Here is a 26,474-nt window from a genome sequence, read left to right on the forward strand (position 1 = left end):
TTTCTGATTGCCTCACCTTTAGCTTATTATGTTATGCAAGGCTGGCTGGAAGGCTTTGCATTTCACATTTCAATCAATGCTTTTACATTTCTAGTTACCCTAATTGTCATGATTTTAGTTGCTGGCCTTACGGTTGGTTATAGAACATATAGGGCAGCTGTAAGAAATCCGGTTGAAGCCCTTCGGGAAGAATAATGCTTAAAAAAGCAGAGCCATGTAATTTACATGGCTCTGAAGTGTAAGTGTGTAAATCATCCCCACGGACGAACCCTTTAATTGTCAGGAGGAAAGGGTTGCTTTTATTCTCAACTATGAGAAAGTTTTTTGGTTAGGAAAACTGATAGTTTGTATTTCGTTTTCGTTATCTCAAATTTCTTTGATTCTATTTAAGGTTTAATGCTGTCTTAGTGGTAATTTCACAATACCACTTTGTTGGTATCAGGGTGTGTGTCCCTGTTTTTATTTTTGGGATTAATCCCGCTTTAACTAAAACCTTAATTTTTATGAGTAATCCAAATGAGTATCTCATAGGCGATGGAAGCTATGGGAAAGTAGAAGTTTTACAATCCAGCGATTTAAAGTTTGATGGTAGTACAACAGGGCCAAAGCCTTATGCTCCTTATTTGAATATAGTAAAGAATAATGCGATTGACTGTGTTGAGTTGCATGGTGTGATTTTTATTCCAAATGGTTGTTCATTAGACGCTAAAAAACCGTTTGTAGGAGATTTCATGGGATCGGAGTTCTTCCTTTTTGTTAATTTTCAGACTGAAAATGAGCCAGGACCAGTCGATCAATTGATCACTTTTAAAGCAACATTTACTAGCGAGTTTTCAATTAGGTTAAGAAGAAAGCAGATTTTTGTAATTCCTGTTCATGGTGATCCAGAAGAGGGAGAGGTTTCAAAAACTACTGTACAAGACGAAGACGAAGTTGATTAAATAGAAGACCGTGAAAAGAGCCATTAGGGATTTTTCAGCCAGCTATTCTTTTTTTAAATACCTCTGGCTCTTTTGTTTTTTTGTATGTTCCTCCAATATACGTGCTCAAAATCAATCCATTCCCCAAGAAATAATAGATATTCAGGCAAAAGCAGAATCCATTGGAAAGGCCAATTTGGATTCTGTATTGCTACTACTGGATAAGGCTGAAGCATTGGCCTCAGAAAAGCAACTTACTTGGGTAATGTCAGAAAGTGCTTGGGTGAAGTCAAAGACTTATTACGCTCTTAAAGAATATGCCTCTTCTCGGGAGCAGGGTAGAAGAGCAATCCAGTTGGCCAAAAAGTGTTCGAACTACGATGTTCTAGCCAAAACCTATAATCTGTTGGGGATAATAGAGAGGAGGGATGGCGACTATCAAATGGCTATTACTCAATATAAATTGAGTATGGAGAACAGGCAATATTTGTCGGATTCCCTAGGGATTTCGAAAACCCTTCAGAATTTGGGTAATCTTTATCGAGAAATGGGCCTTGCAGATAGTGCCTTCAATTATTTTCAACGGAGTATTGATATAAAGGAAGCTCTTCGTGATACGGTTTCTTTGTCCAAAACCATTGCTAATTTGGGGAGCTATTACTTTGAAATAGGAGAGTATCAAAGAGCCATTGATCTATATGCCAAAGCATCAAAAATATATCATGATAATGGTTATGAAGAAGGTATAGGTAGGCTTCAAAACAACATTGGTGCCGCATATACTAGAATGGGATATTATCAGCTTGCGTTAACCAACTACATCAAAGCCTTAAATACCTATCAAGATTTGGGTATGCAGGATGAAGAGGCCAGTTCACTAAGCAATGTCGCTAACCTTTTTAAACAGCTGGGAAATTATGATGAAGCTTTGGCCAATTTTAACAAGAGCTTAAACATCTATAAGCAAGAGAAACTAGAGCATAATCAGGCAAGTGTTTACTTGGGAATGGGTGAGGTTGCATTGCTGAAGAAGGAGCCTGAAACCGCTCTGCATTATTTTTCTTTGAGTAAACAACTTTTTGGAGCAGACATAAATATCCAAAACTTGGCTGTTTTGAATCATGGATTTGGCCGTGTCTATACCTTATTGGGTGAGTATGAAAGAGCGAGGTCTTATTATCATGAGAGTATTAAGCTGAATGAGCAAATCAAAGATCACCAATACTTAGGTGAAGTGTACTCCAGTTTGGCTGTAATGAATTATGAGCTTAAGGAGTACAAAAAATCAATGGCCAATTATCAAGAAGGTTTGGCTTTGGCGAATCAATATAAGCTACCTGTCCTCAAGCGCTCCACGCTTATTGGCCTGGCCGAAACCAATGAAGCTTTAGGCAATCTCAATAAAGCTTATGATTTCCGTTTGCAATATGAGTTGATTAAAGATAGCATCGATAATGTGGATAAATCGCGTCAGTTAGCTGAACTGAAAGAGATTTATGAGTTTGAACAAAAGGATAAGCAGATTTCTCAACTAGAGCTTGAGAATGAGGTTGTTACTGCTAAAAGTGAAGCTAATGCTGCTTTGGCAGGCCAACAGAAAACAGAAAAACTCATCGTAATTGTAGTTGCTTTTGCCATTCTCATTATGGCGCTAATCCTTTACTTGTACTATCGCCAAAGGTTGTTAGTTACTAGGCTTAAGGTGAAGGAAGAAAAGGAACTTCATGATAAGGCGATAAATACCTTGATGGCTCAGCAGCAGACTAAAACGCTTGAGGCAATGGTAGAGGCTCAAGAAAAAGAGAGAAAGCGAATTGCCAAAGAGCTTCACGATCATTTTGGTAGTTTAATGGCAGCCGTAAAAGTGAATTTAACTTCAGTGGCCGATGACCATTTTATTACGGCTGAAAACAACCAACAAATGAAGAACCTTTCTGTGCTTGTGGATAAGGCATGCGAAGACGTGAGAAGTTTGTCTCATCAGTTGAATGTTGGAATATCAGAAGGCTTTGGTTTAGTGCCGGCTTTACAAGATTTAGCGGATTCCATTTCACAGTCGGAGCGGGTAAAAGTTCAGTTTTTATCCTCTCAATGTGATGAAAAATTGGATTCAACCATTGAAGTTACAGCCTATCGTTTGGTGCAAGAATTGGTCAGTAATGCGCTAAAACATTCACAAGCCACTAAAATCACCGTGCAATTGACCTGTTTGGGTGATTTAATAAACTTGATTGTCGAAGATAATGGGGTGGGTTTCAACTCAAATAAATCGGGAGGAAAATCGGGAGGAATTGGCCTTAAATCTATGCGTGAGCGTATTGCAGCACTTCATGGAGATTTCGAAGTCGATAGCCAAATAGGAAAAGGAACCACTGTAATCATTGATTTACCCACTTCTTTAGAACAAAACCTAGAAACCGTATGATAAATGTTTTGCTTGTAGACGATCACCAGCTTTTTGGTGAAGGCGTACGCAGCATGTTCAAACCATCGGATGGTATTGAAATTACTGGCATTACCACGAATGCTCATCAAATTCCTTCTATTCTAGAAGAGCGAGATATTCATGTGATTTTGATGGATATCAGTATGCCGAATATGGATGGCGTAGCCGCAATGCAAATGCTAAAAGAAAAAGGTTTTGAGGTTCCCGTTTTGATGTTGACCATGCATCAGGATATGAAATCCATCAGGCGCACTTTGGAACAAGGAGCACAAGGCTATATTCTGAAAGATGCATCAAAGCAAGAATTGATGGAGGCCATTCAATTGGTTAGCAAGCGACAGAATTATTTCCACCCTAAAATCAACAATCAGATTTTCAATTATTTAAGAGGGGATAAAGGTTCAAGCGAAAGCGATTTAATTGGGCAGCTTTCTGATCGTGAAAAGGAAATTATTGCTTGTATTGGTAAAGGAATGAATAGCAAAGCAATGGCCGAAACATTGTTTATCAGCGAGCATACCGTTAAAACCCATCGCAGAAATATCATGCACAAACTGGGAGTGAAAAACACGGCTGAGCTTATTTCTTTCTCTATGGAAAGAGGGATTATCTAAGGTGAAGCAAACTTCAGAAAAGAGAAAGTTTTTTTTTTTGAATTTAAGCGAGGGACCGAATCGAATATCCCTATTCTCAAGCAACAAACATTAAAAAAAAAGAGGATCAAGGGATCCACTTTATGTCTTTAAAGTTCGGCTTTCTTTTCTCAAGAAATGCATTTCTACCTTCTTTAGCTTCCTCTGTCATGTAGGCTAAGCGAGTAGCTTCTCCTGCAAAAACCTGCTGGCCCACCATGCCGTCATCAGTTAAGTTAAAGGCGAATTTCAGCATTTTGATAGAAGTTGGGGATTTTTCTAAAATCTCTTGTGCCCACTGATAAGCAGTGTCTTCTAGTTCGTTATGAGGAATAACATCGTTCACCATACCCATGTCAAAAGCTTCTTGAGCCGAATAATTTCTTCCTAAGAAGAAAATTTCACGAGCCCTTTTTTGACCTACCATTTTGGCCAAATATGCCGATCCATAACCGCCATCAAAACTGGTTACATCTGCGTCAGTTTGTTTGAAAATGGCATGTTCTTTACTAGCTAAGGTAAGGTCGCAAACTGTGTGCAAACTGTGCCCACCGCCAACTGCCCATCCTGGAACCACGGCAATTACCACTTTCGGCATAAAACGAATCAAACGTTGAACCTCTAAAATGTTCAGTCTAGGCATGCCGTCATCATCAACATAACCTTGATGTCCGCGAGCGTTTTGATCGCCACCGCTGCAAAAGGCCCATCCACCATCTTTAGCAGAAGGTCCTTCTCCAGAAAGTAAAACAACGCCAATGGAAGTATCTTCTCTCGCGTCTAAAAATGCCTCGAAAAGTTCGGCTACAGTTTTAGGTCTAAAAGCATTTCTAACTTCTGGGCGATTGAAAGCAATTCTGGCTACGCCATCACCCGATTTTTTATAGGTTATATCTTCGTATTCCTTTACGGTTGTCCAATTTGGGGTATTCATAAGTTTTATTTTAAAGTCAGAAGAGCGGGCTTCTGATTACAGTTCTGGTTTGAAAATCTTTTTATCGGCCACAAAGGTACCGAAAGGAAGTAAAGAAGCTATTAAGCAAAGGAAAGTGGTACCAATGCTAAAATGCTTTTTGCCGCCTACAATAATTACCCAAACGCAATAGGCAACAAACAAAACACCATGGGCTAGTCCTACGGGGTAAGTAGGTTCTGCAATACCGAAAGCATATTTTAAGGGCATGCAAATTCCTAAAAGAAGTAAGTAGCTAATCCCTTCGGCTATGGCCAGTATTCTTAAAAACTTCAGATGGTTCATGGGCTCCGTTGGCTAATGTTGGGCAATATTATAGAAGAAGCATGATATTGCCAATCTCATCACCCTTCTAATTGCGTTTGCAATAAAAACCGTTGGTGTATCAAAGCTCTTACTTTGTGATACATCCTTGCCTTAATTCATCTTCTCTCTATTTTATTCAACTTGAATGTGTTAGTATTAAAGGTTTGAATAACGACAAGAATAAATAATACCTATGAACAATTCTATCAGAAGGAAGCTGCCTTTGCTGATGGCTGGAGCCTTACTTTCGGCTACCACTTTTCTAGCTCAAGCTCAGGATAAGCTTAAAAACATGCCTGGATACGATCAATATAGGGAAATGGCTCCGCAAATTCGCGGTTCTTATGTTCCTGGATACGTGTCGGTAAAGTGGAGCGAAGATGGAAAGTCTTTTGAGTTTGTAAAAGACGGCAAGCTTCAGCAATTCAACTTAAAAAATAAAAAAGTAACCGAATTGGGTGATCCGCCAGCACCTGATAGAGGAGGAAGAAGATTTGGTGGAGGCCCAGCTCGTGGTCGTCAGTTTGCTTCTGCCGATTCTCCTGATGGAAAGTTGAAGGCCTACACGAAAGACAGAAACATGTACATCAGCAATGCTGATGGAAGTAATGTTAAGGCAATTACTACCGATGGAAATACCGAAAGCGAAATCAAATATGGTATTGCTACTTGGGTTTATGGTGAAGAGTTGGGACAAAGAACTGCGATGTGGTGGTCACCAGACAGCAAGAAAATCGCTTTCTACAGATTCAAAGAAAAGGAAGCTAAGAAGTATTATGTGCTTTTAGATCAGTTGAATCTTTATGATTCTTTGGAAATCATGTCTTATCCAAAAGTAGGAGCCGATAATCTACCTGTAGATTTGATGGTTTACGATTTGGAAACCAAGAAACTGACTGAGTTCGATATCAGAGATGGAAAGCCTTATAGTGATGGTGCATTAGGTACTTACATTTATGGCATGGATTGGACTCCTGATGGAAAAGAATTGCTTTTCCACAGCACCAACAGACAGCAAAATATCATGGAATACAGAGCGGCTGATCCACAAACTGGAAAAAGCAGAACTGTAGTTCACGAAGAGTGGTTACCAAGTTTTGTGAAAAACACCCCTGAAATCCATGTTTTGGAAGATGGTAAACGTTTTATCTGGGCATCTGAGAGATCTGGCTTCAACAATTATTATTTGTATGATTTCAGCGGAAAGCTGATTAACCCAATTACTTCTCACGATTTTGAGGTTTCTAGAATCGTTAAAATTGATGAGAAACAAGGGTACGTTTACTATATGGCTCGTAGTGGCGCCAACCACATGTTGCTTCAATTGCACAGAGTAAAGTTAGATGGAACAAAAGATACTCGCTTAACCGACCCTGCTTACAACCACTCTGTTGATATTTCTCCTGACGGAAAATTCTTCATTGATATCGCGCAAACTCATGATGTGGCTCCTTTTACCAATTTGGTTGATGCCAAAGGAAAAGTGGTTTCTGAATTGGCTAAAAGTGATATGAGCAAATTTGAAGAGCTGGGCTTAAAGAAAGTAGAGGTATTTACATTTACTTCGGCCGATGGTGTTACTGAGTTACACGGAATGATTCATTTCCCTTCTAACTTCGACCCTAAAAAGAAATACCCAGCTATTTTGAGCAATTACGGTGGGCCAGCTACCAACGCTTTCAGAGAGAGTTTCACTACGCCTGATGCACTTACTGAATATGGATTTTTAGTGCTGAATATTGATGGTAGAAACGTAGGTGGAAGAGGCAAGAAATTGCTCGATCAGCTTTACGGCAACTTAGGAATCGTAGAAATGGACGATTTTGCAGCTGGCGTGAAGTCGCTTTGGAACAGACCTTATTTTGATAAAGATAGAGTAGGGGTTTATGGGACTTCTTACGGAGGAACTACTTCTGCTACTTTGCTTTTGAGATACCCAGATGTATTCCATGCTGCTACTGCAAACTCTGCCGTAACTGATTGGAGAAACTACGATAATATCTATACTGAGCGTTACATGAACCTTTTGGAGAATAACAAAAAGGGTTATGAGGCTTCAAGTTTAATGAACATGGCGAAGAATCTTCAAGGTGAATTGATGGTGTATTTCGGAACAAGCGATAACAACGTTCACCCTTCTAACTCACTTCAGTTTATTCAGGCTTTGCAAAAAGCAGGCAAAAGCTTCGAGGTTCAAGTAGGACCAGATAGAGGTCATACCGCAATGGACAGAGATAGAATGATGGAGTTTTTCATCCAGCATTTGGTTTTGAAAAACGGAATGTCTTTAGATATTAAAAGAGATTAAGGCTTTTTAGCTTTCGTTTTAAGCGGTGTGTTCAGCAATGGGCACACTGTTTTTTGTTTAATGCGTAAAAACTATTTGCCTTTAAAATTTAATTGAAGGCGAACCTGCGAGAAAAGATTATTTTTGCATTCAGAACACTAAAGCATTTCGGTTCATCACCGAAAGTTGTTATATTTTAAGAATAGCCATTTTTATAGGCTGAATTGCAAGATGCACATAAGGTCGATTTTCTATATTCTTCTATTTTTTTGCCCTAGCCTTTATGCTTTTGGCCAAGAGGAAGTTATCGCTCAAAAGGGAATTCTCGATTTAAGAAATACTGATTTTTCAGAATATTCAGTTCCTCTTTATGGTGAATATGATTTTTACTGGCAAGAGCTAATTCAATCTCCCGAACAATCTCAAAAACATCCGGGAGAACATATTTATATTGATTTTCCTAGCCTCTGGAATAAACAAGTTGTTGGAGGTGAAAGGCTTTCGGCCAAAGGCTATGCAACCTATATGTTGGAAATTCTGGTTCCTAAAAAGTACGTAGGAAACCACATGGGCATGGCAATTCAAGATATGTACACATCGTATCGGCTTTTGATTGATGGACGGGAAATCGCTTCGAACGGAAAAGTCGGAACCAGTAAAGATACTTACCAACCCTTTTGGAAACCTCAGGTTGCCATGTTCGAAGTTGAATCTGATACCGTTCATATGGTACTGCAGATCGCTAATTTTGATCATAGCAAGGGAGGAACCAAAGAAGAAATTTATTTGGGTGATGTAGAAGTAGTCTCGCAGGCTTTTTCTCGCGATTTGGCTTATGACTACATTCTCACAGGTTGTTTATTAATGGGAGGCTTGTTTTTCTTTGGCCTCTATATTTTCGGCCGAAACGAGCAATCTATGCTCTTTTTCTCCCTTTTCTGTATTGCTTACAGTTACCGCATTATTGGCAGTAATGATTATGGTTTGCACCATCTGTTTTCAGGTATTCCGTGGGGGCTAACATTATATGCCGAATACATTACTATGTACCTTTCTGGCTTTCTGTTTTTAAGGTATACCTTCCATCTTTATCCAAATATTGTAAATAGGCCTTTTGTCAATATTTACGCATGGATTTCACTGGCGCTGATCGGGGTAACTTTGATTTTGCCTATTGATATTTTCACGCTTTTCCCCGCTTATTATTTCTTCTTTATCATGGCCTTTATTCCATATAGTTTATGGATTTACATTAAGGCCATTCGAAATAAAAACTATGGGGCAACCTTCGCGCTTATCAGTCTGGTGGCGCTTTGTTTGTCGTTTACCTTCGATATTCTAGGTTATTTCGAAGTAGTAGAACGCCAAAATCTGGTGATTTTTGTGGGTTATTGTGCCTTCTTCTTTTTTCAATCTTTGATCCTTTCTTATCGTTTTGCCATGACCTACAGAAGGGCAATCGATCAGGCAGAAAAGGCCAGCGATGCAAAATCTGAGTTCCTTTCAGTAATGTTGCATGAAATCAGGACACCCTTGAATGCTGTGGTTGGTATGTCACATTTATTGGAAGCCAAGGGTGAACAAGCCGAAAACGTGAACACATTAAAATATGCCGCTCAAAATTTACTCTTGTTGGTAAACGATATTTTGGATTACTCTAAAATCGAGTCGGGCAAAGTTGATTTTGAAGAAGTTGAAACCAACCTTCACGAACTTCTAGAGAAACTCCGGCTGATTTATAATGCCAAGGCGATTGATAAAAAGCTGGATCTAAAACTTCAGATTGGCGATAAAGTGCCTAAACATATTGTTTGCGATCCTACTCGACTAAATCAGGTGTTGTCGAACCTGATGAGCAATAGTTTAAAGTTTACTCACCATGGTCATGTTATCATTAGGGTTACTTTGGTGGAGGCTACAGATGCTAAATCAAGAATTCGTTTTGAGGTGGAAGATACTGGGATTGGTATTCCGGCAGACAAGCAGAAAATGATTTATGAAACCTTCACTCAGGCGGCAAGTTCTACCACCCGAAATTATGGAGGAACCGGCTTGGGACTATCAATTACCAAAAAACTCTTGGCATTACAAAAAGTAGAGCTTAAGTTAAGGAGTAAAGAGAATGTGGGTTCTACATTCTATTTTGAGCAAGAATTTACTGTTGCGAAAAACGAAACCAGCTCCAAGAACTCAATGGAGCCACATGTAGATATGTCGGATTGGAATATTTTAGAAGGTGTAAAATTACTTTTGGTTGAAGACAACCCGGTGAACGTATTGGTGGCGCGCAAATTTCTTGAGAAATGGAAAATAGAAGTCGATGTGGCTATGAGTGGCGAAGAAGCAATCGACAAATTTTTTGATCACGATATTGTGTTAATGGATTTGCAAATGCCTGGTAAAGACGGCTATTCTACCAGTAAGCAAATGCGAAAAATGGGTGTAAGCAAACCTATTCTGGCTTTTACAGCCTCTGCATTACTGGAAGTTCGCAAGAACATTATGGAAGCAGGCATGAACGACTTTATCATGAAACCCTTCGACCCCGAAGAGCTTTATAGAAAATTGATCAAATACCTACCTGACAGAGGATAAGATCAGTCCGAACTGCAAGTGCGAACTGGTTTGGGAGACTGGAGGCACTAGTACGGCAGTATCTTATAACGGTAAAATAACAACGGCTATAACTTTAGGTAACATTATATTTGGGAAAAATTTGAGGTCAATCAACAGATATTCTCTGGATCAAACAATGGTATCTAAAGAGACTTTTTATCTTAGAACTATGCCTGTTGTTGGTGCATATAACCAAAAACAAAATGGTGGGAATGGCTATAATTCAGGAGCACCCTTCTTTGGAGAGCATACATATTCAGGAACTGGGATTTTCAAAGGTTATTTCGGTAAAAGTCCAAAAAAATGAAAAGATTAATAGTCTTAGTTTTATTAGTTTTTTTCTCGTGTGATTTTTCTCAAGGGAATGACAGGTTTATAAGAAAGACGCTTGATGATGGTGTCATAGAGATTAGTTGGTATTATCATAGCTATATTTCTGATGTTAGTCCTGACTTTGTGGAAGTAAAGAAAGGTGATGTAGTTAAAGTTTTATTCGAGGCAAAAGATGTAATCTCGAATGTGCAATTGCTTGGGGATACGATATACCTTAGTCTGTATAAGCCTGTCAGGGGGATTGTTCATACAAAAAATCCAGACCTGAGTTTTTTTGGTTACCATCTATTAATTGATTCTTTAGCAACAAGAGAAGAATATTATGCTAGACCTGATGGTAAAAAGAAATAAGTTGCTTCAATCAATTATCCCCCTCTGGTCTTAGCGTCACGTTGAGACCAAACAAGGATGATATTAAAGCCAATCCCTACTGGCGCTCACTTGTCCACTGTGGCAACTTGTGCTTGCCTGTGGAGAGTACCTATATTCTTCAGGACATGTTGTGCTAATAATTAGAATTAGGAATAATATCAGTCCGCACTACAAGTGCGAACTAGTTTGGTAAAATGAGAATGACTGATTCACTTATAAAGAAAGTCCATAATTTCAGTAACAAAGGCAGAAAAATTTATAAAAATGAAATAAAAGACTTGAAAATGAAAACTAGGAAACATCATTATGCCATTCTCATCATGGCATATGCACTATTGATTTTAGGTTGTGATTCTTCATTAAATAATAGGGGAATCAGAGATGACCTAAGGGATAAAATAAAAATCCGCTTAAATCTTTTGAGTTCTAACTTTAGACATAAGCTTGAAGTCTACACAAAAGGAACAATTTCATATAATAAAGTTGATAGTGTATTTACATTACTTAATACTGATCAAAATTTAAGTTTGGATCAGGTTAATTATGAAATTTCTGAAATTTCGTCTTCTCTAAAAATAGAACCAATCAAAATAATAAAAGATGATGATCTTGAATTGATTTTGCTTTTAAATGAATTATTGGTTTTGGATGAATTGATTTTTCAATCTCAGGTTTCGAGTACGTTTGGTTCTTTAAAGGCTTCTGTTTTTATTCAAAATGAGACTGACGAAGAAGTAGAATATTATATAGGACTTTCAGCTTATGATGATTTATTCAATCCACAAATAGAAGTTTTTTCTAAAACTGACACAATTCCGGTTTATGTGGATGATGATGGGTTTGGACACTTTACTGTTAAAAAGATAACCTCCAATCAGAAGCATTCCTTTTCTGGAGATATAATTATTTACTCTTCCAATGGTAAAAAGGAAAGACTTCCATTTCAATATTAAGTAGAGTAAAACTATAACTAGCCCAACTGGCGCTCACTTGTCCACTGTAGCAACTGGTGCTTGCCTGTGGCGAGTACCTAGATTCTTCGGTACATTTTAAGCTAATTAGAGTTAGGAATAAGGTCAGTCCGTACTGCAATGCGAACTAATTTGGGTATGTTTAAACGTAGCCCAGAGAATGTTATACCTTATGTCTATGTCTATAATGGTGGTAATATTTTTGATAGAAAGGGGTTAATGAATTATTCTGATAAATTTAAGTCATGGTTAAATTTTATTGATTCAAGAAAGAGTTACGTAGAAAAATTTTTATATACTCCAGGAGCTGTATCAAATAAGGATGCTAGATTTTTAAAATCATTAATAAAACAATAATGGTCAAAATATTTCTATTACTGTTTTTCAACATTTACATTAACCTAATTGCTGTTTCACAAAACAGTCTGTTGTACGAAAAGGTGTCTAGAATGAATCAAGATTCTAGTTCAATCTATCTTGTCCATTTCTATCCGGATCTGGAAAAAACGGTGAAAAAGGAAACAAAGCATTATTTTGATTATAGCGGATGTAGAGAAATTAAATCGCAAAGGGGTATTTCAATATGTGCACTGATCAATACTAGACAACAATCAATTGTACACATTGAATTTATGGAGGTGTTCGATCAAGACACGAAGCCACTGTCTGATTTGAGACGACTTATGCTTGAGAAACTAAAAGTAAAAGTCAGGAGAATTCAGTATGAACTCAATGAAGAGAAATATGTTATAAAATGTTTTTATGTAATTACAAAGGATATGAAATGCTATAAGTAGTATGTTTTTGATGAAGCACACTGAATGATTAAGAAAAAGCAGGAAAGACTAATACCTGAATACGCGCACTGGCGCTCACTTGTCCACTGTGGCAACTGGTGCTTGCTGTGACGAGTACCTATATTCTTCAGTACATTTTAAGCTAATTGGAGTGAGGAATAAGATCAGTCCGCACTGCAAGTGCTAACTAGTTTGGAAATCTTATGCCGAAAAATACATTCTCTATAAAGAGGATTTCAATCTATTACTGAATGATAAATTCAGTTTCTGCAAAATATTTGAACTGGAAATGTAGTGCTTCCAGAGGATATTTTCCATACGCTTAATTCAACAATTGGGAGATCAGCGCTACTGAGAAAATCGTAAACATAAACCAGCCAATAAAACCTTCTATTACGGCCAAATAACGAGGTAATCCTTTCATTGGAATTTCGCCAAAACCCAAGGTGGTAAAAGCATTAATGCTCAACATGAGGGCATTGAGAATTCGAATGAATATGTGGTTGATGGCTTTTTAAGAGCTCTGGTGTTATAAAAAAGTCATTTCAGCTTTTAGGTGCGGTGAATCAGATGGGGTTCTTGAAAAATAAATGTAATTAAATATTTATTTTATTTAGATATATGTATAACTTGAATTAAATTTTTATTGATTTAATTTTATTTTTGATTATTTATGAAAAGGTTTTTTTTGATATTATTAACCCTTGCTTTTTTTAAATTATCTCATGGGCAAAATCTACTGGATCTTTCTGACTGGAAAGTAGGGAGTGGCTCTATCACAGGGTTTTCTCAAAACGGATCAACTTCGGAAAATGTACGGGAGTGGGGGATAGGACCTCATGGCAATCCAGTTATACTTTGGAAGGCCATACCCGATGCCAACAATGATGGTGATGGTGGGTTCAATACGGATTATCTGCCCATAGACCATTCAAAAATGTACAGGCTTTCTATTTGGATTAAGAAAACAAACTCAAACAACGGAACGACCTATTTTGGCACACACGGAAGCCCAGACCCTGTTTTGACACTTAATGGAACACCTCATCCAAATCCTTATTTTTTTTCCTCAGATCTAACTAGCTTGGATACATGGTATCTCTTGGTAGCACATATACATGGAAGCGGGGACAACTCTACGGTAAATTATGGAGGGATCTATGATGGGAATACAGGACAAAAGGTCCGTACTTTAAATGATTTTAAATTTCAGACAACAACAACAAGCCTCAACTATAGGGCTTACTTGTTCTATGATACCGAAACTGCTGACCGCCAGTATTTTTATGCACCACGAATTGATGAAATTAACGGCAATGAACCTACAATTGCTGAGCTTTTAGGAATCATACCAAATGGCCTTGAAGATTTGAGAGTAGGAACTGACAACCTTCCTTCTGGGTATAAATTATCGGTAGGTGGTGATGCCATAATGGAAAAGGTAAAGGTTCAACAGGAAGAAAGTTGGCCAGATTATGTTTTCGCCAAAGAACACAAGTTAATGGCCATTTCTGACTTAGAGGCCTTTATAAAAGAAAACCAACATCTACCGAATATTCCTTCCGCCCAAGAAATAAGTGAAAACAATCAAGACCTTGGCTTGATACAGCTCAAACTTTTAGAGAAAATCGAGGAGTTGACACTCTATACGATCGAGCAGGAGAAGGAACTGGCGGGAATGAAAATCCTCAAAGAGGAAAATAAGGTATTGAAGGAGATGCTTGCTGATTTACTAGCGAGAATTGAGGCCATAGAAAAAGACAGGAAGGATGAGAAATAAATATTTTCTAGTGTTAATAGGTCTGTTGATAACCATAGTGGCTCATTCTCAAACGACTACCTCTTCAGCACCTCAGTTAATGCCTGCCAGTCCGGATGTAGCTGCAATTGCAAAGTATGGATTGGTACCGGTGAGCAAGTATACCGGTATCCCTCAAATAAGTGTTCCACTTCACACTATTAATTTTGAAGGCCTAGAAATTCCCCTATCTCTGTCCTACTATGCTGGGGGAATTCGTGTTAATGAAGAATCTGGTTGGGTAGGCCTTGGGTGGTCATTGAATGTGAATGCGGTAATAAGTAGAGAGATTAGAGGATATGATGATTTTAGTATTGTTAATGGAGGAGATGGAGCAGATGGTTATGTATATAGCTTTCCGTACAACTCTTTATCATATGAACCTTATAAAGAAGAACTTGGACTAGCTTTTAACCATGGTTTTGGCTTGCCCATTGATGTAGAACCTGATCTATTTAATGTTAGCCTTTTTGGTGAAAGCATCAAATTTAAAATGGCCAAAAAAAGCACAAATCAAATTGTTGATATTATTCCATTAAATTCAAAAACTCTAAAAGGGACGTATGATCTGGGTTCCAATTCCTTTACACTTATAGATGGTAATGGGTATATTTATAATTTTTCCACTTCAGAAAGAACCACAACATATAGAGGATCGGGAAGTAACGAAGGCAGTGCATGTAGGAATTTAGCTCTTCAAACTGTCGATAATGGGCGAACTCTTCAAAAGATATCAGCATGGAAATTGACAAGCATTCAATCCCCAAGAAATAAGAGTTTAATTTTTTCATATACCAACGGTTTCTTCTTTAGTCAACCTGATTATGCTTCTTCTGTTTCTATAGGTGTTTTAGGCCCTTGGACTAATAATGTTACAACTGTGAATAAAGCAGAGGATGGCTATTCCGCTTCCATGGCGGGTTATGAGGTTAGCTATTTAACCAATATTTCTGGGAACGGGATAGATGTGGATTTTGTATTGGATTCTCAAAGAGAGGATATAGTATCTGCTCTTTCGGGTTTTGGTTGCCCACCGGACAACGTTAACCCTGGCTTCCCTCTTGGTTTTATCGCTCCTAACAGCCCTGCTCAAAAACTTCTAAAAATTAACTTCAAGAATATTAATGGGGACATTATTAAAGCAGTTGATTTTGCCTACTCGTATTTTAATGATAATAAACTTACCGATACGTTTAAGCAGAGCTACTTACGTTTAAAGCTGGATAGTGTTATGATAGGTGATGAGGTATTTAAATTTGAATACATATATCCTAATATTCTCCCAAGAAAGAACACAAAAGATGTGGATTTTTGGGGCTTTTATAATGGGAAGGGTAATACTACAAGGATTCCTTCATATAGTAGAGTCGTTTATGATTATGTGAATTCATCTGATAATATAATTAGGTATGTTGGTGCAGATAGACACAGTGATTATAACTTTGGAAAGATGGGGACACTTGAGAAATTGATTTATCCCACAGGAGGCTATACATTATTTTCCTTTGAGGGGAATAGGGCAATGGTGGAATTGCCTATACACTTTAATAGTCTGAAATATAATTATTCATATTTGGCAGATTTACCTTCTGTTCAAGAGTCAGAAGAATACATAAACGAAGAATACATAAAGCCTACGTTCGAATCTGTTCAAATACAGCTAGATGAACCTTTTTCAGTGGAATATGAAGTTAATCCCACTTTTTCGGATCATAATTTGAAAATAAAGGCAGTTCTGAAATGTGATTATGATTGTTATGCATCCATAAATTCAGAGGTGTTTGAACTAATTAATACAGAAACAGACGAGGTTTATAAAAAGTATTTTAATTATAATATGATACCTACTGTACCATATTCTGAGCCTCCCTATACCAAGAGCAGCTATACGGTAGAGACTAGCATGGAAAATGTGCCTCCTGGAAACTATGAATTAAGGTTACTCCCTTCCGGAAATGGAGCAACTACTGCTTATCTTGAATTTAGTTATACAGTGGATTATCCAGACCCTCAATTTGAAGAGTTTGAAGTGGGGGGGCTTAGAGTTTCCAGTATTAGTAGTTTTGATGCTCAGGATAATCCTGTTTCTAAAAAGAAATATTTTTATACAAACCAACAAATGGGGGCAGGTAGCTCATCAGGTAAATTGATGGATCAACTTGTGTTTCATTCTCGTGGAGGACTCTTTGACTATACTCCGGTCGTTTATTCTGAAAAGATAGATATAGGTTCGGGGCAAACGCTTTCAACAAGCCTTTCAGCTCAAGGCGCACATGTTGGTTATGATTTTGTGGATGAGGTTTACTCTGCTGCTTCAGAAAATGAATATTTGGGATATGTCAGAACAAAATATAACAATGCTTCAAATATTTATTCTACAAATTGGGTGGGAGAAGGAGCGTTAATTTCAAATAGTCTTGCAAAATCCGGAAACTTTTATTATTATTTAGATAAGGCTTATGGAAATACATATGTATTGAATGTTCCTCCAAAATCATTTAATTATAAGAATGGACATCCTTTAGAAGAGGTGACTTTTGATGAAAATGGAGATATAGTGAAACTGGTTGAATATGATTATTATGAATTAGATCAAGCTTCTTCGCAGATTTTAAATATTCTTTATCAAAAGTATTATACGCCTTCAAATCATGGAATAATTCATTGGGACTACTACACTCTAAAGGGAGATTATTTTCTGCCTAAAGAAATTAGGGAATATCATTATGACAATACTTCGGACTCTGAGCTTTTGAAGAGGCAGAAAATGGCTTATAATTCGAAGAATTTACTAGCATCACAAAAAATAAGCTTATCTGAATCAGAGCAGGATGAACAAAGAATCGAGTATTACTATCCCTTTGATCTTAATGAAACCAATCTAATTGAAATGAATAGAATTGGTTCTCCATTACAAAAAAGGACTTTTAGGAATACCAGTCTATTAACTACAGAGACCACAAATTTTTCGTTTTTTAATTTGGGGACTCAAGATGAAGTCTATGAGCCATCCTCTTTTCTTATTAAATATGGAAATAATCCAGCATTTACGAGTACAGAATTTCATGACTACGATGCCCAAGGCAACCCGTTGGAATTATCGAAGGAGGGCGGCACGCACACTTCCTACCTCTGGGGCTACGGGGGCACCCTTCCAATACTACAGGGTCACAACATCACCCATCTGGCCCTGTCCACAGCAGCAGGCTGGGCGGTGACGAACATGACGGGCAAGCCAATGGATGCCGATAACCTTGACGAGCTTTTGCAATACGTGGATGACATGAACACAGGCACTCACAAGACTGCCTGGGCCAACTTTCTGGCCAAACTGTACACGCATCCCAACATCAGCGGTAAGGCGCAGATTACTGCCATGACCTATAAACCTGGTGTTGGTATGACGAGCCAGACGGCCCCCAATGGTACAACGGTCTATTATGAATACGATGGTTTCGGTAGGCTGGAGTATGTCAGGGACAATGAGGGGAACATCCTGAAGAGGAACGAGTACAAGTATGGGGTAGAGACTAATGCCACAGGCAACTAGGCCATGAGAAAGACAAGAAACACCTTTTTCCCGGTCTTGGCACTCCTCCTATCGCTTGCCCACCTGTCCCTTTCCCAGACAACGGTCGTAAAGCCCGGTGGCAGCAGTGGCCCGCCCCCCGTGGGCGGTTCGTACGTTGCGCCACCCACTGTGGCGTACGGCTCCACCGATCTGGTGAACTATGTGCGTACCTTTGATTTTTATGCGCCCATGTCCGCCATGCCCGTTGATGTACCTGGGGGTGCCACCCCGTTCACCGATGCCATAAACAACGGTACTATCATGCAGACCACAAACTACTTTGACGGGCTGGGCAGGCCCATACAAACGGTTAGCCGCATGTCCATGCCCAACGGGGCTGGTTACTCCGATATGGTGCAGTTCATGCTCTATGATGAGTACGGCAGGCAGGTGTACCAGCCGATGGCCTACAGGTCTGGTTCTGCCACAGGGGGGATGAGGTTGGCGCCCAGCACTGAGCTGAGCACCTTCATGGGCGGCCAGTACACCGGGGAGTCCATTTTCTACGGCAAGACGGAGTATGAGGCCTCTCCTCTCAACCGGGTCACCAAACAGATGGCCCCTGGTAATAGTTGGGCGGGAAATGGGGTTGGCGTATCCAATCGTTGGCGCACCAACAACAGCAGTGATGCGGTTCGCATCTGGACGTTGGGGGGTGCTGCTGCCAGTACCAGCGATGTATATGGCGAGGGCGAGCTGATGGTGACCATTTCCACTGATGAGGAAGGGAACAAGGTAAAGCAGTTCACCGACAAATTGGGCAGGGTTGTCCTCAAGCAGGTGCAGAAGGGCACTGGGACAGGAGGAGGCCATAGCGACTGGCTGAACACCTATTACCTTTACGATGACTACGGTAACCTGGCCTATGTTCTCCCGCCCCTTCTGGTGGAGTCCATGGAGGGCAGTTGGTCATGGAACAGTACCAACGTCAATAACCTTGCCTTCCAGTACAAGTATGACGGGCGCAACCGTATGACCTCAAAGCTGGTTCCGGGCGGTGGCAGGACCCAGATCGTGTATGACAAGCTTGACCGGCCGGTGCTTACCCAAGATAGTGAACAGCAGGATAACGGACAGTGGTTCTTTACCAAGTACGATGTCCATAACAGGATCGTGATGACAGGCCTGTTGGGTACCGAAAAGAGTTGGGCCGAACTTCAGGGCGAACTAGATTCCTGGTCTGGGCCAATGTACGTGGAGGACGAGGCACTGGTGAGCGAGAATACAAAAGAGGTGCTCAACGGTTCCCTTCTCTCTGTGAGCCACCGGAACACTGCAGTTGACGTTTACCGTACCAAGAGCACAGGGGCCATAGAGTTCCTGCCGGGCTTCGAGAGCGAGACAGGGGCCGAGTTCGAGACCGAGAGGACCCTGGCACTGAGCTACGAGTACACGGCCATCCAGGGCTACCATGATGCCAGCTTTCCCCGCCTGGTGGACTACGAGGGGGGCTACGAACTGCTGACGATCAACTACTACGACCATTACGGTTTTACCGATGAACAGTTCGATGGTGGCAGTGCCTACACCGGGGATTTTTACCCCGGGGGGGGCACGCTGAACGCTGTCGTACCCGCTCAATATACCAATGCCACGGGCCTTGCCACGGGCAGCAAGGTGAAGGTGCTGGGCACCGAGGGCCAATGGCTCACCACGGTGATGTTCTATGACGGCCGTGGGCGGGTGGTACAGTCCTGGTCGGACAACCACCTGGGGGGCAAGGACGTGCTCACCACCCAGTACGATTTCAGTGGCAAGGTGCTGGCTACCCATACCAGGCATGCCAACCCGCGGGCCGGTGGCAGCGATGCCCAGACCCTTATTGCCAAGCACTATGGATATGACCATGCCGGCAGGCTGTTGACCGTAGAGCAGAAGGTCAACGGTTCGGCTTTTACCCCCCTGGCGACCAACAGCTACGATGCTCTGGGGCAGCTTATAGAAAAGGAACTGGGCAACGGCCTGGAGACCTTGGGATATGAATACAACATTAGGGGCTGGCTCAAGGGGATCAATAAGGACTATGCCACTAGCGGTACGGGAGGCAACTACTTTGGTATGGACTTGAGCTACGATTTTGGGTTTACACAGAACCGGCTCAACGGCAATATTGCGGGTGTAAAATGGAGGAGTGCCTCTGACGGCCTCCAGAGGGCCTACGGCTTTGACTATGATGCCTCCAACAGGCTGCTCAAGGCCGACTTTACCCAATATGAAGGGAGCTCTTGGACGAGGGCAAACACGGACTTCAGCTCGGCCTATAGCTACGATGCCAACGGTAACATGCTTACACTACAGCGGCAGGGCATGGTGCTGGGCAGTATCGAGACCCTGGACAACCTGACCTACAGCTATCTGAATTCGGGCAAAAGTAACCAGCTGGCCAAGGTTGTGGACACCGGGGGCAAATGGGGTGTCGGAGACTTCGGTGACGGCACCAACGGCAGTAACGACTACGCCTATGACGCCAACGGCAACATGAACCAGGATCTCAACAAGGACATACAGGGTGGCGATATAGAGTACAACCATCTGAACCTTCCCTCAAGGGTCACCTTTGGTGGCAGCAGTACCAAGACCATTGCCTACACCTACGATGCCGCGGGTATAAAATTGGCGAAAACGGTGAACAACCAGGGCAATGTAACCACCACTGATTACGTGGGAGGCTTTATCTATGAGAATGATGAGCTTCAGTACTTTGCCCATGAAGAGGGACGTGTCAGGAAGGACAACAGCGGCACATTGGTGTACGATTATTTCATCAAGGATCATCTGGGCAATACCAGGGTTACCCTTACCACCGATAATGAGGTGGTAATTTACCGCGCCACTATGGAAACGGACACCACTACAAGCGGTGTTGATCTAAAGGCTTACGAGGAGGGCATTTTCCTGAACTTTGAGGATTCACGGGACTCTACAGGCGTGAACCATTATGAGATTGCGGGAATAGCAAACAGTGATGAGGCATTAAAGCTGAACGGCAGTGCCCCGATCAGGCGGATTGGGCCTGGTAAAATGCTCGAGGTAAGTGCAGGTGACCATTTTGACCTGGAGGTGTTCGCTCGTTATTTGGAGGATATGACCGAGAGCAGTGCCCCCAATGGAGCAAATAACCTAGTGAACGCCCTGACCACGGCCTTCAGCAATGCTGTGGGCGGGCCAACTGGCGAGGGCGCCTTGCATGATATGTTCAACGGGGCCAAGACAAGCATGATAGCCTCCCAACAGGACGGCAACACCGCTAGCAGCACGGTTCCCCATGCTTACATGACCTATGCGCTGTTCGATGAGAACTTTGACCTGGTTGAAGAAGCTACGGGCTACCGGAGCGTGGACGTAAGTGCACGCACGGCATGGCAGCAACTGGCCGCCTCGGTTGATATACCGGTGAACGGTTACCTGTACGTGTACGTCTCCAACGAAACGGCCTACAACCTGAATGTGTACTTCGATGACTTTACCATAACCCATACCAAAAGTAAGGTGCTTCAGGAAGATCACTATTATCCCTTTGGGATGTCAATTGCGGCACTCTCTTCTACCGCTCCGCTCTCTAAACCCAATAAGTACAAGTTCAATGGGATAGAGTTTAATGATGATTTTGATATTAATATCTATGATGCATTCTATAGAGGATATGACCCGACCATTGGTAGATGGATGCAAGTTGACCCAAAGGTTTCAGAAAGGGAATCTCCTTATGTTGGAATGGGTAATAATCCGATACTGTACAATGATTATTTAGGTGATACTGTTAAGATCAAATATGGAGGTTTTCTAGGAATAGGAAGAAAAACTGTGAAATATGAAAATGGGCAATTATTTAATAGTGATGGCTCTGCTTATAGTGGCAAAGTCAAGGGCTTTTTAAATAAGACAAAAGGGGCATTAGATAAAATTAATGCAGTATCATCTGGTCAAGGGGTGCTTCGCAACTTAGAACGTTCACAATCAGTTTTTTCAATTAGAAGAGGGAGTAAAAACACATTTAAAGCGGACGGTATTGGTCGTGCTAGTCTAGCCTTACTGAATCCAAATATGGCGAATATTGCAGGTTCTGGTGGTGAAATTCGCTTTAACCCAAATGCTATTGAATCAGGGCCTAATCAACGAGGAAATACCGTAAGGCCTAGTTTTGTTGGTCTTGCCCACGAGTTAGGTCATGCTAATATGGCAGAACAAGGGCTACAAGATTTTTCTCAGTATGCACCTAACCATACAGATCCAAATTTAAGTCTGGTCACGAATGACGATTTTAATGCGGTAAACTTTGAAAATCAAATAAGAAGTCAATATAACTTACCACTCAGAGAGTTTTATACTAGAGATGCTGCAGGGCAAGGTTTTATGAGGTTTCTTAGGCCTTCTACTTCAATTAACATTAAAACAGGGGTGAACTACTTGGTGAGTTTCCCCGCAATAATTAATTATTTAGGACCTAATTCTGGAAGATAGTTATGAAGTATTGGCAATGTATGATACTATTGTTGCTTTGTTTTTGTAACAACGGATGTACTCCAAAAGTGATACGATTACAATCAGATTTGCATGAACCTTATTTTATCCTTGAAATGGATAAAGCAGATTTATACTTACAAAAAGATGATGTTTTGGAGTTAATCAATATTGAAATCAAGAAAGAGCCAAGAGAAGATGCAAAGGATGCTCTCATTGATGCACGTAATAGAGTAAGAGAGGCCAGTTTTCGAGAGCTTCGTTTTAAAATGATACTCTCTAGAGAGGATAGCAATGACCTTATCGATAGCTCACATGCGCTTGTTTATTTGACTTTCTATCAACTATTGAATGAGGGACGTATTCGAGTATTTAATAAATCAAAAGGTGAGTTTTCAAAGAGCATCTCTTTGAAAAAAGCAAAGTCTACTTTTGGAGATGAAGAAGAGGTTTATTATTTGGATGATGGTACTGAGTTTTATAATCACCCAATAGCTTTAGGAGAATAATCATGGTATTATCTAAAGCCAGCATTATTACCAACTATCACTTATAAAAACAAAAGCCCTCTTCGGAGGGTTTTTTTATTACTTTAACTTTAACTTTAAATCTCCACAAGTTACCTCAAGAATTTCCGAAGGGGAAACATCAATTGCGATTCCAATTAAATAGATTTCTTCTCCCCTGATTTCTGCAGATTCTTTAGTGGAAAGTTCACTAAGCCTATTCTTGCTGATACCAGTTTTGCGTGAAATCTCTGCCTTATTCACCGATTTAGTTTTGAAGTAATCTCCCAGCTTAGTCATGAAATACCTGAATTCAGGATACTAATGTATGAATTATACAATTCTGTAGGAAAATTCTGTGTAGTTACTTGAATATACTACCAATAATAGGTACGATTGTACCTTTATTCTGTATATAGGTAATTGTATTTAGTATGTATAGGTTAAGCTCCACCAAACCTGACCTACACCAGCCCCCCCTCTGGCCTTTTCGGTATTGGGAGGCATCAGGCTGAGAACCACCCTCAAGATCGAAGTCCTTGATGCCGAAGGCCATCCGCCACAACCTAGACCTCTACAACGACAACCAGGTAGAAAAGCCCCCACTGATCTTAGCGTCTCGCTGAGACCAAACAATAGTATAAAGCCAACTTCAGTAATGGAGTTGGTTTTTCTACTGGCGCGCAACTGGTGCTTGCCTTTGGCGAGTACCTATTCTTTAGGACATTTTGCACTAATTAGAGTGAGGAATAGGGTCAGTCCGCACTACAAGTTCGAACTAGTTTGGAAATCTTGCGCTCAAAAAGTACATTCTCTATGACGGAGATTTCAACTTATGGATGAAATAGTAAATTCATCTTCAGCTAAATATTTGAGATGGAAATGTGATCCTTCCAGAGGATATTTTCCATATCCTTAATTCAACAATTGGGAGATCAGCGCTACTGAGAAAATCGTAAGCATAAACCAGCCAATAAAACCTTCTATTACGGCTAAATAGCGAGGCAATCCTTTCATCGGGATTTCGCCAAAACCCAAGGTGGTAAAAGCATTAATGCTCAACATAAGGGCATTGAGAATTCGAATGGAAATATCGTATAAGATGCCCACGATAAGAAAAGAGCCGATTTGAAAATTCTTCCATCTTTTCTGTTTAGGGCTGAGGTCTTTCCATTTTCCGCTTAGAATATCCGTGGTTTTTAAAACTCGGGTAGAAACTAAAGTCCCGAATAAGGCCAAATTATAAACGGGCTTGGACCATGTTACAAAAAACTTCGGCAATTCTAAACGCCCATCTTCAATCCGCTTTTTGAAAGTTTCGTAATCTGCTAGCTCCCTTTTTCTTTCTTCTAAATAAAATTCGTGAGCACCTGCTGGGCTTCGCAAGTACTTTTGGTAAAAATCAAACCTTTGTAAAATGCGGTGCCGGCCTTGATCATCCCAACTATTGGGGAAAAACAGATATACAAAGGCAAAAAGAAGTACTACGTTCACTGAGAACACAATTGCTTTGGATGGCTCGGTTCCGTAATCAGAAAATACTTTTAGGAATTGATTGACTTTCCATTTGAAAAAAGTGGTGAAAGAAGGCTTTTGAGAATATTGATAAGCTAATCGGTTAGTTTCTAGGTTTTTAATGCCAATGTAAACGGTGTTTACATCTTCTAAATCGTGTTGACCTTTGTACAGGTCGAGTAGCTTTCCGCGCAATTTCACTTCCTGTTTGTAAGTTTTTTCATTTTCTACCAAAGCGCCATTTTTATAATCGTTAAGAGCTTTTGTTGTGGCTTCGGCATCGAAGAAAATGAAGCTTCGCGTGGAATCAGGAAGGCGATTTAAGTATTCGCTAAAGCCTTGGGCCGAAACCAATTTGTCATTCCATTGGCTCCATTGGTAAGTGCTGCTGGTCGTCAATTGGTCAAAATCTAGCTGCACATGGCTTTTGAAAATATTGTCTTCTAATACCGAAGTGCTCAAATCATCAGTCCCTAAAATCCGAATTTCGGCCAGCTTATTCCCGAAATTATTACCAGAGATATTTACCGAATTGATTTTTTCCGTGGTAATACTGATTCTGCCTTCGCCATGAAAAGCGTTATTGAGTACTTGTAGAGAGGCAATAGCGATTCCACCAATTCTAGAGCCGCGCGAGTTTGATCCTGGCCAAATCTCACTACGTTCAAGCCGAATTTGAGAACGTGTTTGTTCTTCTGTAGTGCCCATGTCTAAGCTGATGCCTTGCCGAAGTTTACTTTCAATAACACTTGCAGAAAGACTAACCACTCGACTATTTCTATCCAACTGAGAAATCGCATTGCTCATGCTTTCTCCCGACATTATACTTAGTCTTCCTTGAAAACTGCACTGGAGAAAAACCACGGAAGAACTATTTCTTAGCACTACATCTTGCGTGAATTTAATATGATGCAGAGCCCGCGGTTGCCTTCTGTCGGAATGATCAAAATGCACATTTGTCAGGGCAATAGCCTTATCAATAACAAGCGTATCGGTTTGCTCAAACTTTCGGGTAAACGAACCCATTTCTACTGAATAGGCAAAGCGATGGTCGGTTTCGGGATTGAATTTGATAATGGCATTTTCCAGCCGAAAGGTGTTTTCCGGAGAAGATTTGAGCATTTGAAAGAATTCGGAGTGGCTGTAGGTCTTGAGTGCTGTGGATTGAGAAAAACTCAAATGTGTCCAAAACAGAAGAAAACACAAGCCAACCGCCCGAATGCGTCTGAAAAAATGCATGTTTTAGTTTAAGGTTGAATCTGGATTTGTTAAATCCTTCGGAATATATCGAAAAGATGGGGGTGAAGCAACCTTGACGCTTTTGCTATTGCTAAAGCAAAATGCTATTGAATACCAAAAGCCTGTTTAATTCCTTCAATAAGCATGGCCGTGCCAATGATGGCGAGAATAAGTCCCATTAATTTTGAAATCACCTGAACGATATTCTTTCCCAATTTTTGATAAATGTAGGAACCTGATCGAAACACCAAGTACGTGAGCAAACAGATGATGGCAAATACTAAAATTACACTGCCAACTTCTTTCATTGGTTTGTCGGCAGTTAGGTTTATGGCGGTAACAATAGTGCCCGGGCCAGCTAAAATGGGGATAGCGAGAGGAGAAATAGCTACACCTTCGTCCACTTCATCTGTTTTATTAGAATGCATTTTTGAGCTTTGTGACAACAGCATTTCAAAACCCACATAGAAAATGATAATTCCGCCAGTAATTCTGAGAGCTTCAATGGTTAGCCCAAAAAGATTGAAAATGTAATTGCCACCCAGCATAAAAGCGGCTACAATCACAAAGGCATTGAAACAGGCTTTATAAGCAATTTTGTTTCGTTCTAATTTTGAAGCGCTTTCCGTAACGCTAATGAATACAGGCAGATTCGCGAAGGGATTCATGATGGCGAAAAACGCCATGAATATGGTGATGAGGTTTACGAAGAAGTCGTTCATGAGCTAAGT

20 protein-coding genes are annotated in these 26,474 nt (G+C 40.4%); 14 read left to right on the plus strand and 6 right to left on the minus strand.

The features are described from left to right. The first annotated feature begins 33 nt into the window (after positions 1–33). From ACXACJ_RS04505 to ACXACJ_RS04520, 4 genes are all read left to right on the plus strand, one after another. Positions 34–195: a hypothetical protein gene (locus tag ACXACJ_RS04505; protein WP_475133078.1), complete on the plus strand. Its 162-nt coding sequence runs from the start codon at positions 34–36 to the stop codon at positions 193–195. A gap of 308 nt (positions 196–503) precedes the next feature. Further along, positions 504–941, plus strand: coding sequence for a hypothetical protein (locus ACXACJ_RS04510; protein ID WP_475133079.1), 438 nt, complete (start codon positions 504–506; stop codon positions 939–941). 10 nt (positions 942–951) lie between these two features. After that, a complete protein-coding gene (locus tag ACXACJ_RS04515; RefSeq protein ID WP_475133080.1) occupies positions 952–3,345 on the plus strand; it encodes a tetratricopeptide repeat-containing sensor histidine kinase in 2,394 nt (797 codons plus the stop codon). Further along, positions 3,342–3,980, plus strand: coding sequence for a response regulator (locus ACXACJ_RS04520; protein WP_475133081.1), 639 nt, complete (start codon positions 3,342–3,344; stop codon positions 3,978–3,980). The genes ACXACJ_RS04515 and ACXACJ_RS04520 overlap by 4 nt, the downstream gene beginning before the upstream one ends. Before the next feature lie 106 nt (positions 3,981–4,086). Here ACXACJ_RS04520 and ACXACJ_RS04525 read toward each other — a convergent pair whose 3' ends face one another. Further along, on the minus strand, positions 4,087–4,932 hold the full coding sequence (locus ACXACJ_RS04525) for a 1,4-dihydroxy-2-naphthoyl-CoA synthase (protein WP_475133082.1): 846 nt from the start codon (positions 4,930–4,932) through the stop codon (positions 4,087–4,089). Positions 4,933–4,968: 36 nt separating this feature from the next. Then, positions 4,969–5,256 (minus strand): DUF3817 domain-containing protein, encoded by a 288-nt coding sequence (locus ACXACJ_RS04530; protein WP_475133083.1) that lies wholly within the window; start codon positions 5,254–5,256, stop codon positions 4,969–4,971. A 214-nt stretch (positions 5,257–5,470) separates the two neighbouring features. On the opposite strand from ACXACJ_RS04530, the gene ACXACJ_RS04535 reads away from it, so the two are divergent. From ACXACJ_RS04535 to ACXACJ_RS04560, 6 genes are all read left to right on the plus strand, one after another. Beyond that, positions 5,471–7,585, plus strand: a complete 2,115-nt coding sequence (locus ACXACJ_RS04535) for a S9 family peptidase (protein WP_475133084.1) — start codon at positions 5,471–5,473, stop codon at positions 7,583–7,585. Between the two features lie 210 nt (positions 7,586–7,795). Beyond that, the gene (locus ACXACJ_RS04540; protein WP_475133085.1) at positions 7,796–10,159 is read left to right on the plus strand and encodes an ATP-binding protein; all 2,364 of its coding nucleotides are present in this window, start codon (positions 7,796–7,798) and stop codon (positions 10,157–10,159) included. A gap of 157 nt (positions 10,160–10,316) precedes the next feature. Continuing rightward, on the plus strand, positions 10,317–10,487 hold the full coding sequence (locus ACXACJ_RS04545) for a hypothetical protein (RefSeq protein WP_475133086.1): 171 nt from the start codon (positions 10,317–10,319) through the stop codon (positions 10,485–10,487). Continuing rightward, positions 10,484–10,864, plus strand: coding sequence for a hypothetical protein (locus tag ACXACJ_RS04550; protein ID WP_475133087.1), 381 nt, complete (start codon positions 10,484–10,486; stop codon positions 10,862–10,864). Before ACXACJ_RS04545 ends, ACXACJ_RS04550 begins: the two co-directional genes overlap by 4 nt. A gap of 221 nt (positions 10,865–11,085) precedes the next feature. Next, a complete protein-coding gene (locus ACXACJ_RS04555; RefSeq protein ID WP_475133088.1) occupies positions 11,086–11,838 on the plus strand; it encodes a hypothetical protein in 753 nt (250 codons plus the stop codon). A 374-nt stretch (positions 11,839–12,212) separates the two neighbouring features. Continuing rightward, complete coding sequence (locus tag ACXACJ_RS04560; RefSeq protein WP_475133089.1) at positions 12,213–12,653, plus strand: hypothetical protein; 441 nt, start codon at positions 12,213–12,215, stop codon at positions 12,651–12,653. Between the two features lie 322 nt (positions 12,654–12,975). Here the strand turns inward: ACXACJ_RS04560 and ACXACJ_RS04565 are convergent, their stop codons facing one another. After that, positions 12,976–13,161 carry an ion channel gene (locus ACXACJ_RS04565; protein ID WP_475135072.1) on the minus strand — a complete coding sequence of 62 codons (186 nt, stop codon included), beginning with the start codon at positions 13,159–13,161 and terminating at the stop codon, positions 12,976–12,978. Positions 13,162–13,341: 180 nt separating this feature from the next. On the opposite strand from ACXACJ_RS04565, the gene ACXACJ_RS04570 reads away from it, so the two are divergent. The 4 genes from ACXACJ_RS04570 (at position 13,342) to ACXACJ_RS04585 (ending at position 22,992) form a co-directional block, all read left to right on the plus strand. Beyond that, on the plus strand, positions 13,342–14,433 hold the full coding sequence (locus ACXACJ_RS04570) for a hypothetical protein (protein WP_475133090.1): 1,092 nt from the start codon (positions 13,342–13,344) through the stop codon (positions 14,431–14,433). Positions 14,434–14,512: 79 nt separating this feature from the next. Next, positions 14,513–18,001, plus strand: a complete 3,489-nt coding sequence (locus tag ACXACJ_RS04575; protein ID WP_475133091.1) for an RHS repeat domain-containing protein — start codon at positions 14,513–14,515, stop codon at positions 17,999–18,001. Between the two features lie 3 nt (positions 18,002–18,004). Further along, a complete protein-coding gene (locus ACXACJ_RS04580) occupies positions 18,005–22,483 on the plus strand; it encodes a DUF6443 domain-containing protein (RefSeq protein ID WP_475133092.1) in 4,479 nt (1,492 codons plus the stop codon). 116 nt (positions 22,484–22,599) lie between these two features. Continuing rightward, positions 22,600–22,992, plus strand: coding sequence for a hypothetical protein (locus ACXACJ_RS04585; RefSeq protein WP_475133093.1), 393 nt, complete (start codon positions 22,600–22,602; stop codon positions 22,990–22,992). 78 nt (positions 22,993–23,070) lie between these two features. On the opposite strand, the gene ACXACJ_RS04590 is transcribed toward ACXACJ_RS04585, so the two are convergent. The 3 genes from ACXACJ_RS04590 to ACXACJ_RS04600 all read right to left on the minus strand — a co-directional run bounded on the left by ACXACJ_RS04590 (position 23,071) and on the right by ACXACJ_RS04600 (position 26,465). Then, positions 23,071–23,289 (minus strand): helix-turn-helix domain-containing protein, encoded by a 219-nt coding sequence (locus tag ACXACJ_RS04590; protein WP_475133094.1) that lies wholly within the window; start codon positions 23,287–23,289, stop codon positions 23,071–23,073. A gap of 615 nt (positions 23,290–23,904) precedes the next feature. After that, positions 23,905–25,743 (minus strand): hypothetical protein, encoded by a 1,839-nt coding sequence (locus ACXACJ_RS04595; protein WP_475133095.1) that lies wholly within the window; start codon positions 25,741–25,743, stop codon positions 23,905–23,907. A gap of 104 nt (positions 25,744–25,847) precedes the next feature. Then, a complete protein-coding gene (locus ACXACJ_RS04600) occupies positions 25,848–26,465 on the minus strand; it encodes a MarC family protein (protein WP_475133096.1) in 618 nt (205 codons plus the stop codon). Between the last annotated feature and the right edge of the window lie 9 nt (positions 26,466–26,474).

This window comes from Roseivirga sp. AWQ4_251, assembly GCF_056158225.1.

Excerpts from the sequence above, each read along its gene's own strand:
- ACXACJ_RS04505 (WP_475133078.1), top strand. The coding sequence starts at position 34 with ATGCAAGGCTGGCTGGAAGGCTTTGCATTTCACATTTCAATCAATGCT.
- ACXACJ_RS04510 (WP_475133079.1), top strand. The coding sequence starts at position 504 with ATGAGTAATCCAAATGAGTATCTCATAGGCGATGGAAGCTATGGGAAA.
- ACXACJ_RS04520 (WP_475133081.1), top strand. The coding sequence starts at position 3,342 with ATGATAAATGTTTTGCTTGTAGACGATCACCAGCTTTTTGGTGAAGGC.
- ACXACJ_RS04525 (WP_475133082.1), bottom strand. The coding sequence starts at position 4,932 with ATGAATACCCCAAATTGGACAACCGTAAAGGAATACGAAGATATAACC.
- ACXACJ_RS04530 (WP_475133083.1), bottom strand. The coding sequence starts at position 5,256 with ATGAACCATCTGAAGTTTTTAAGAATACTGGCCATAGCCGAAGGGATT.
- ACXACJ_RS04535 (WP_475133084.1), top strand. The coding sequence starts at position 5,471 with ATGAACAATTCTATCAGAAGGAAGCTGCCTTTGCTGATGGCTGGAGCC.
- ACXACJ_RS04540 (WP_475133085.1), top strand. The coding sequence starts at position 7,796 with ATGCACATAAGGTCGATTTTCTATATTCTTCTATTTTTTTGCCCTAGC.
- ACXACJ_RS04545 (WP_475133086.1), top strand. The coding sequence starts at position 10,317 with ATGGTATCTAAAGAGACTTTTTATCTTAGAACTATGCCTGTTGTTGGT.
- ACXACJ_RS04550 (WP_475133087.1), top strand. The coding sequence starts at position 10,484 with ATGAAAAGATTAATAGTCTTAGTTTTATTAGTTTTTTTCTCGTGTGAT.
- ACXACJ_RS04555 (WP_475133088.1), top strand. The coding sequence starts at position 11,086 with ATGACTGATTCACTTATAAAGAAAGTCCATAATTTCAGTAACAAAGGC.
- ACXACJ_RS04560 (WP_475133089.1), top strand. The coding sequence starts at position 12,213 with ATGGTCAAAATATTTCTATTACTGTTTTTCAACATTTACATTAACCTA.
- ACXACJ_RS04575 (WP_475133091.1), top strand. The coding sequence starts at position 14,513 with ATGCCTGCCAGTCCGGATGTAGCTGCAATTGCAAAGTATGGATTGGTA.
- ACXACJ_RS04580 (WP_475133092.1), top strand. The coding sequence starts at position 18,005 with ATGAGAAAGACAAGAAACACCTTTTTCCCGGTCTTGGCACTCCTCCTA.
- ACXACJ_RS04585 (WP_475133093.1), top strand. The coding sequence starts at position 22,600 with ATGGATAAAGCAGATTTATACTTACAAAAAGATGATGTTTTGGAGTTA.
- ACXACJ_RS04590 (WP_475133094.1), bottom strand. The coding sequence starts at position 23,289 with ATGACTAAGCTGGGAGATTACTTCAAAACTAAATCGGTGAATAAGGCA.
- ACXACJ_RS04595 (WP_475133095.1), bottom strand. The coding sequence starts at position 25,743 with ATGCATTTTTTCAGACGCATTCGGGCGGTTGGCTTGTGTTTTCTTCTG.
- ACXACJ_RS04600 (WP_475133096.1), bottom strand. The coding sequence starts at position 26,465 with ATGAACGACTTCTTCGTAAACCTCATCACCATATTCATGGCGTTTTTC.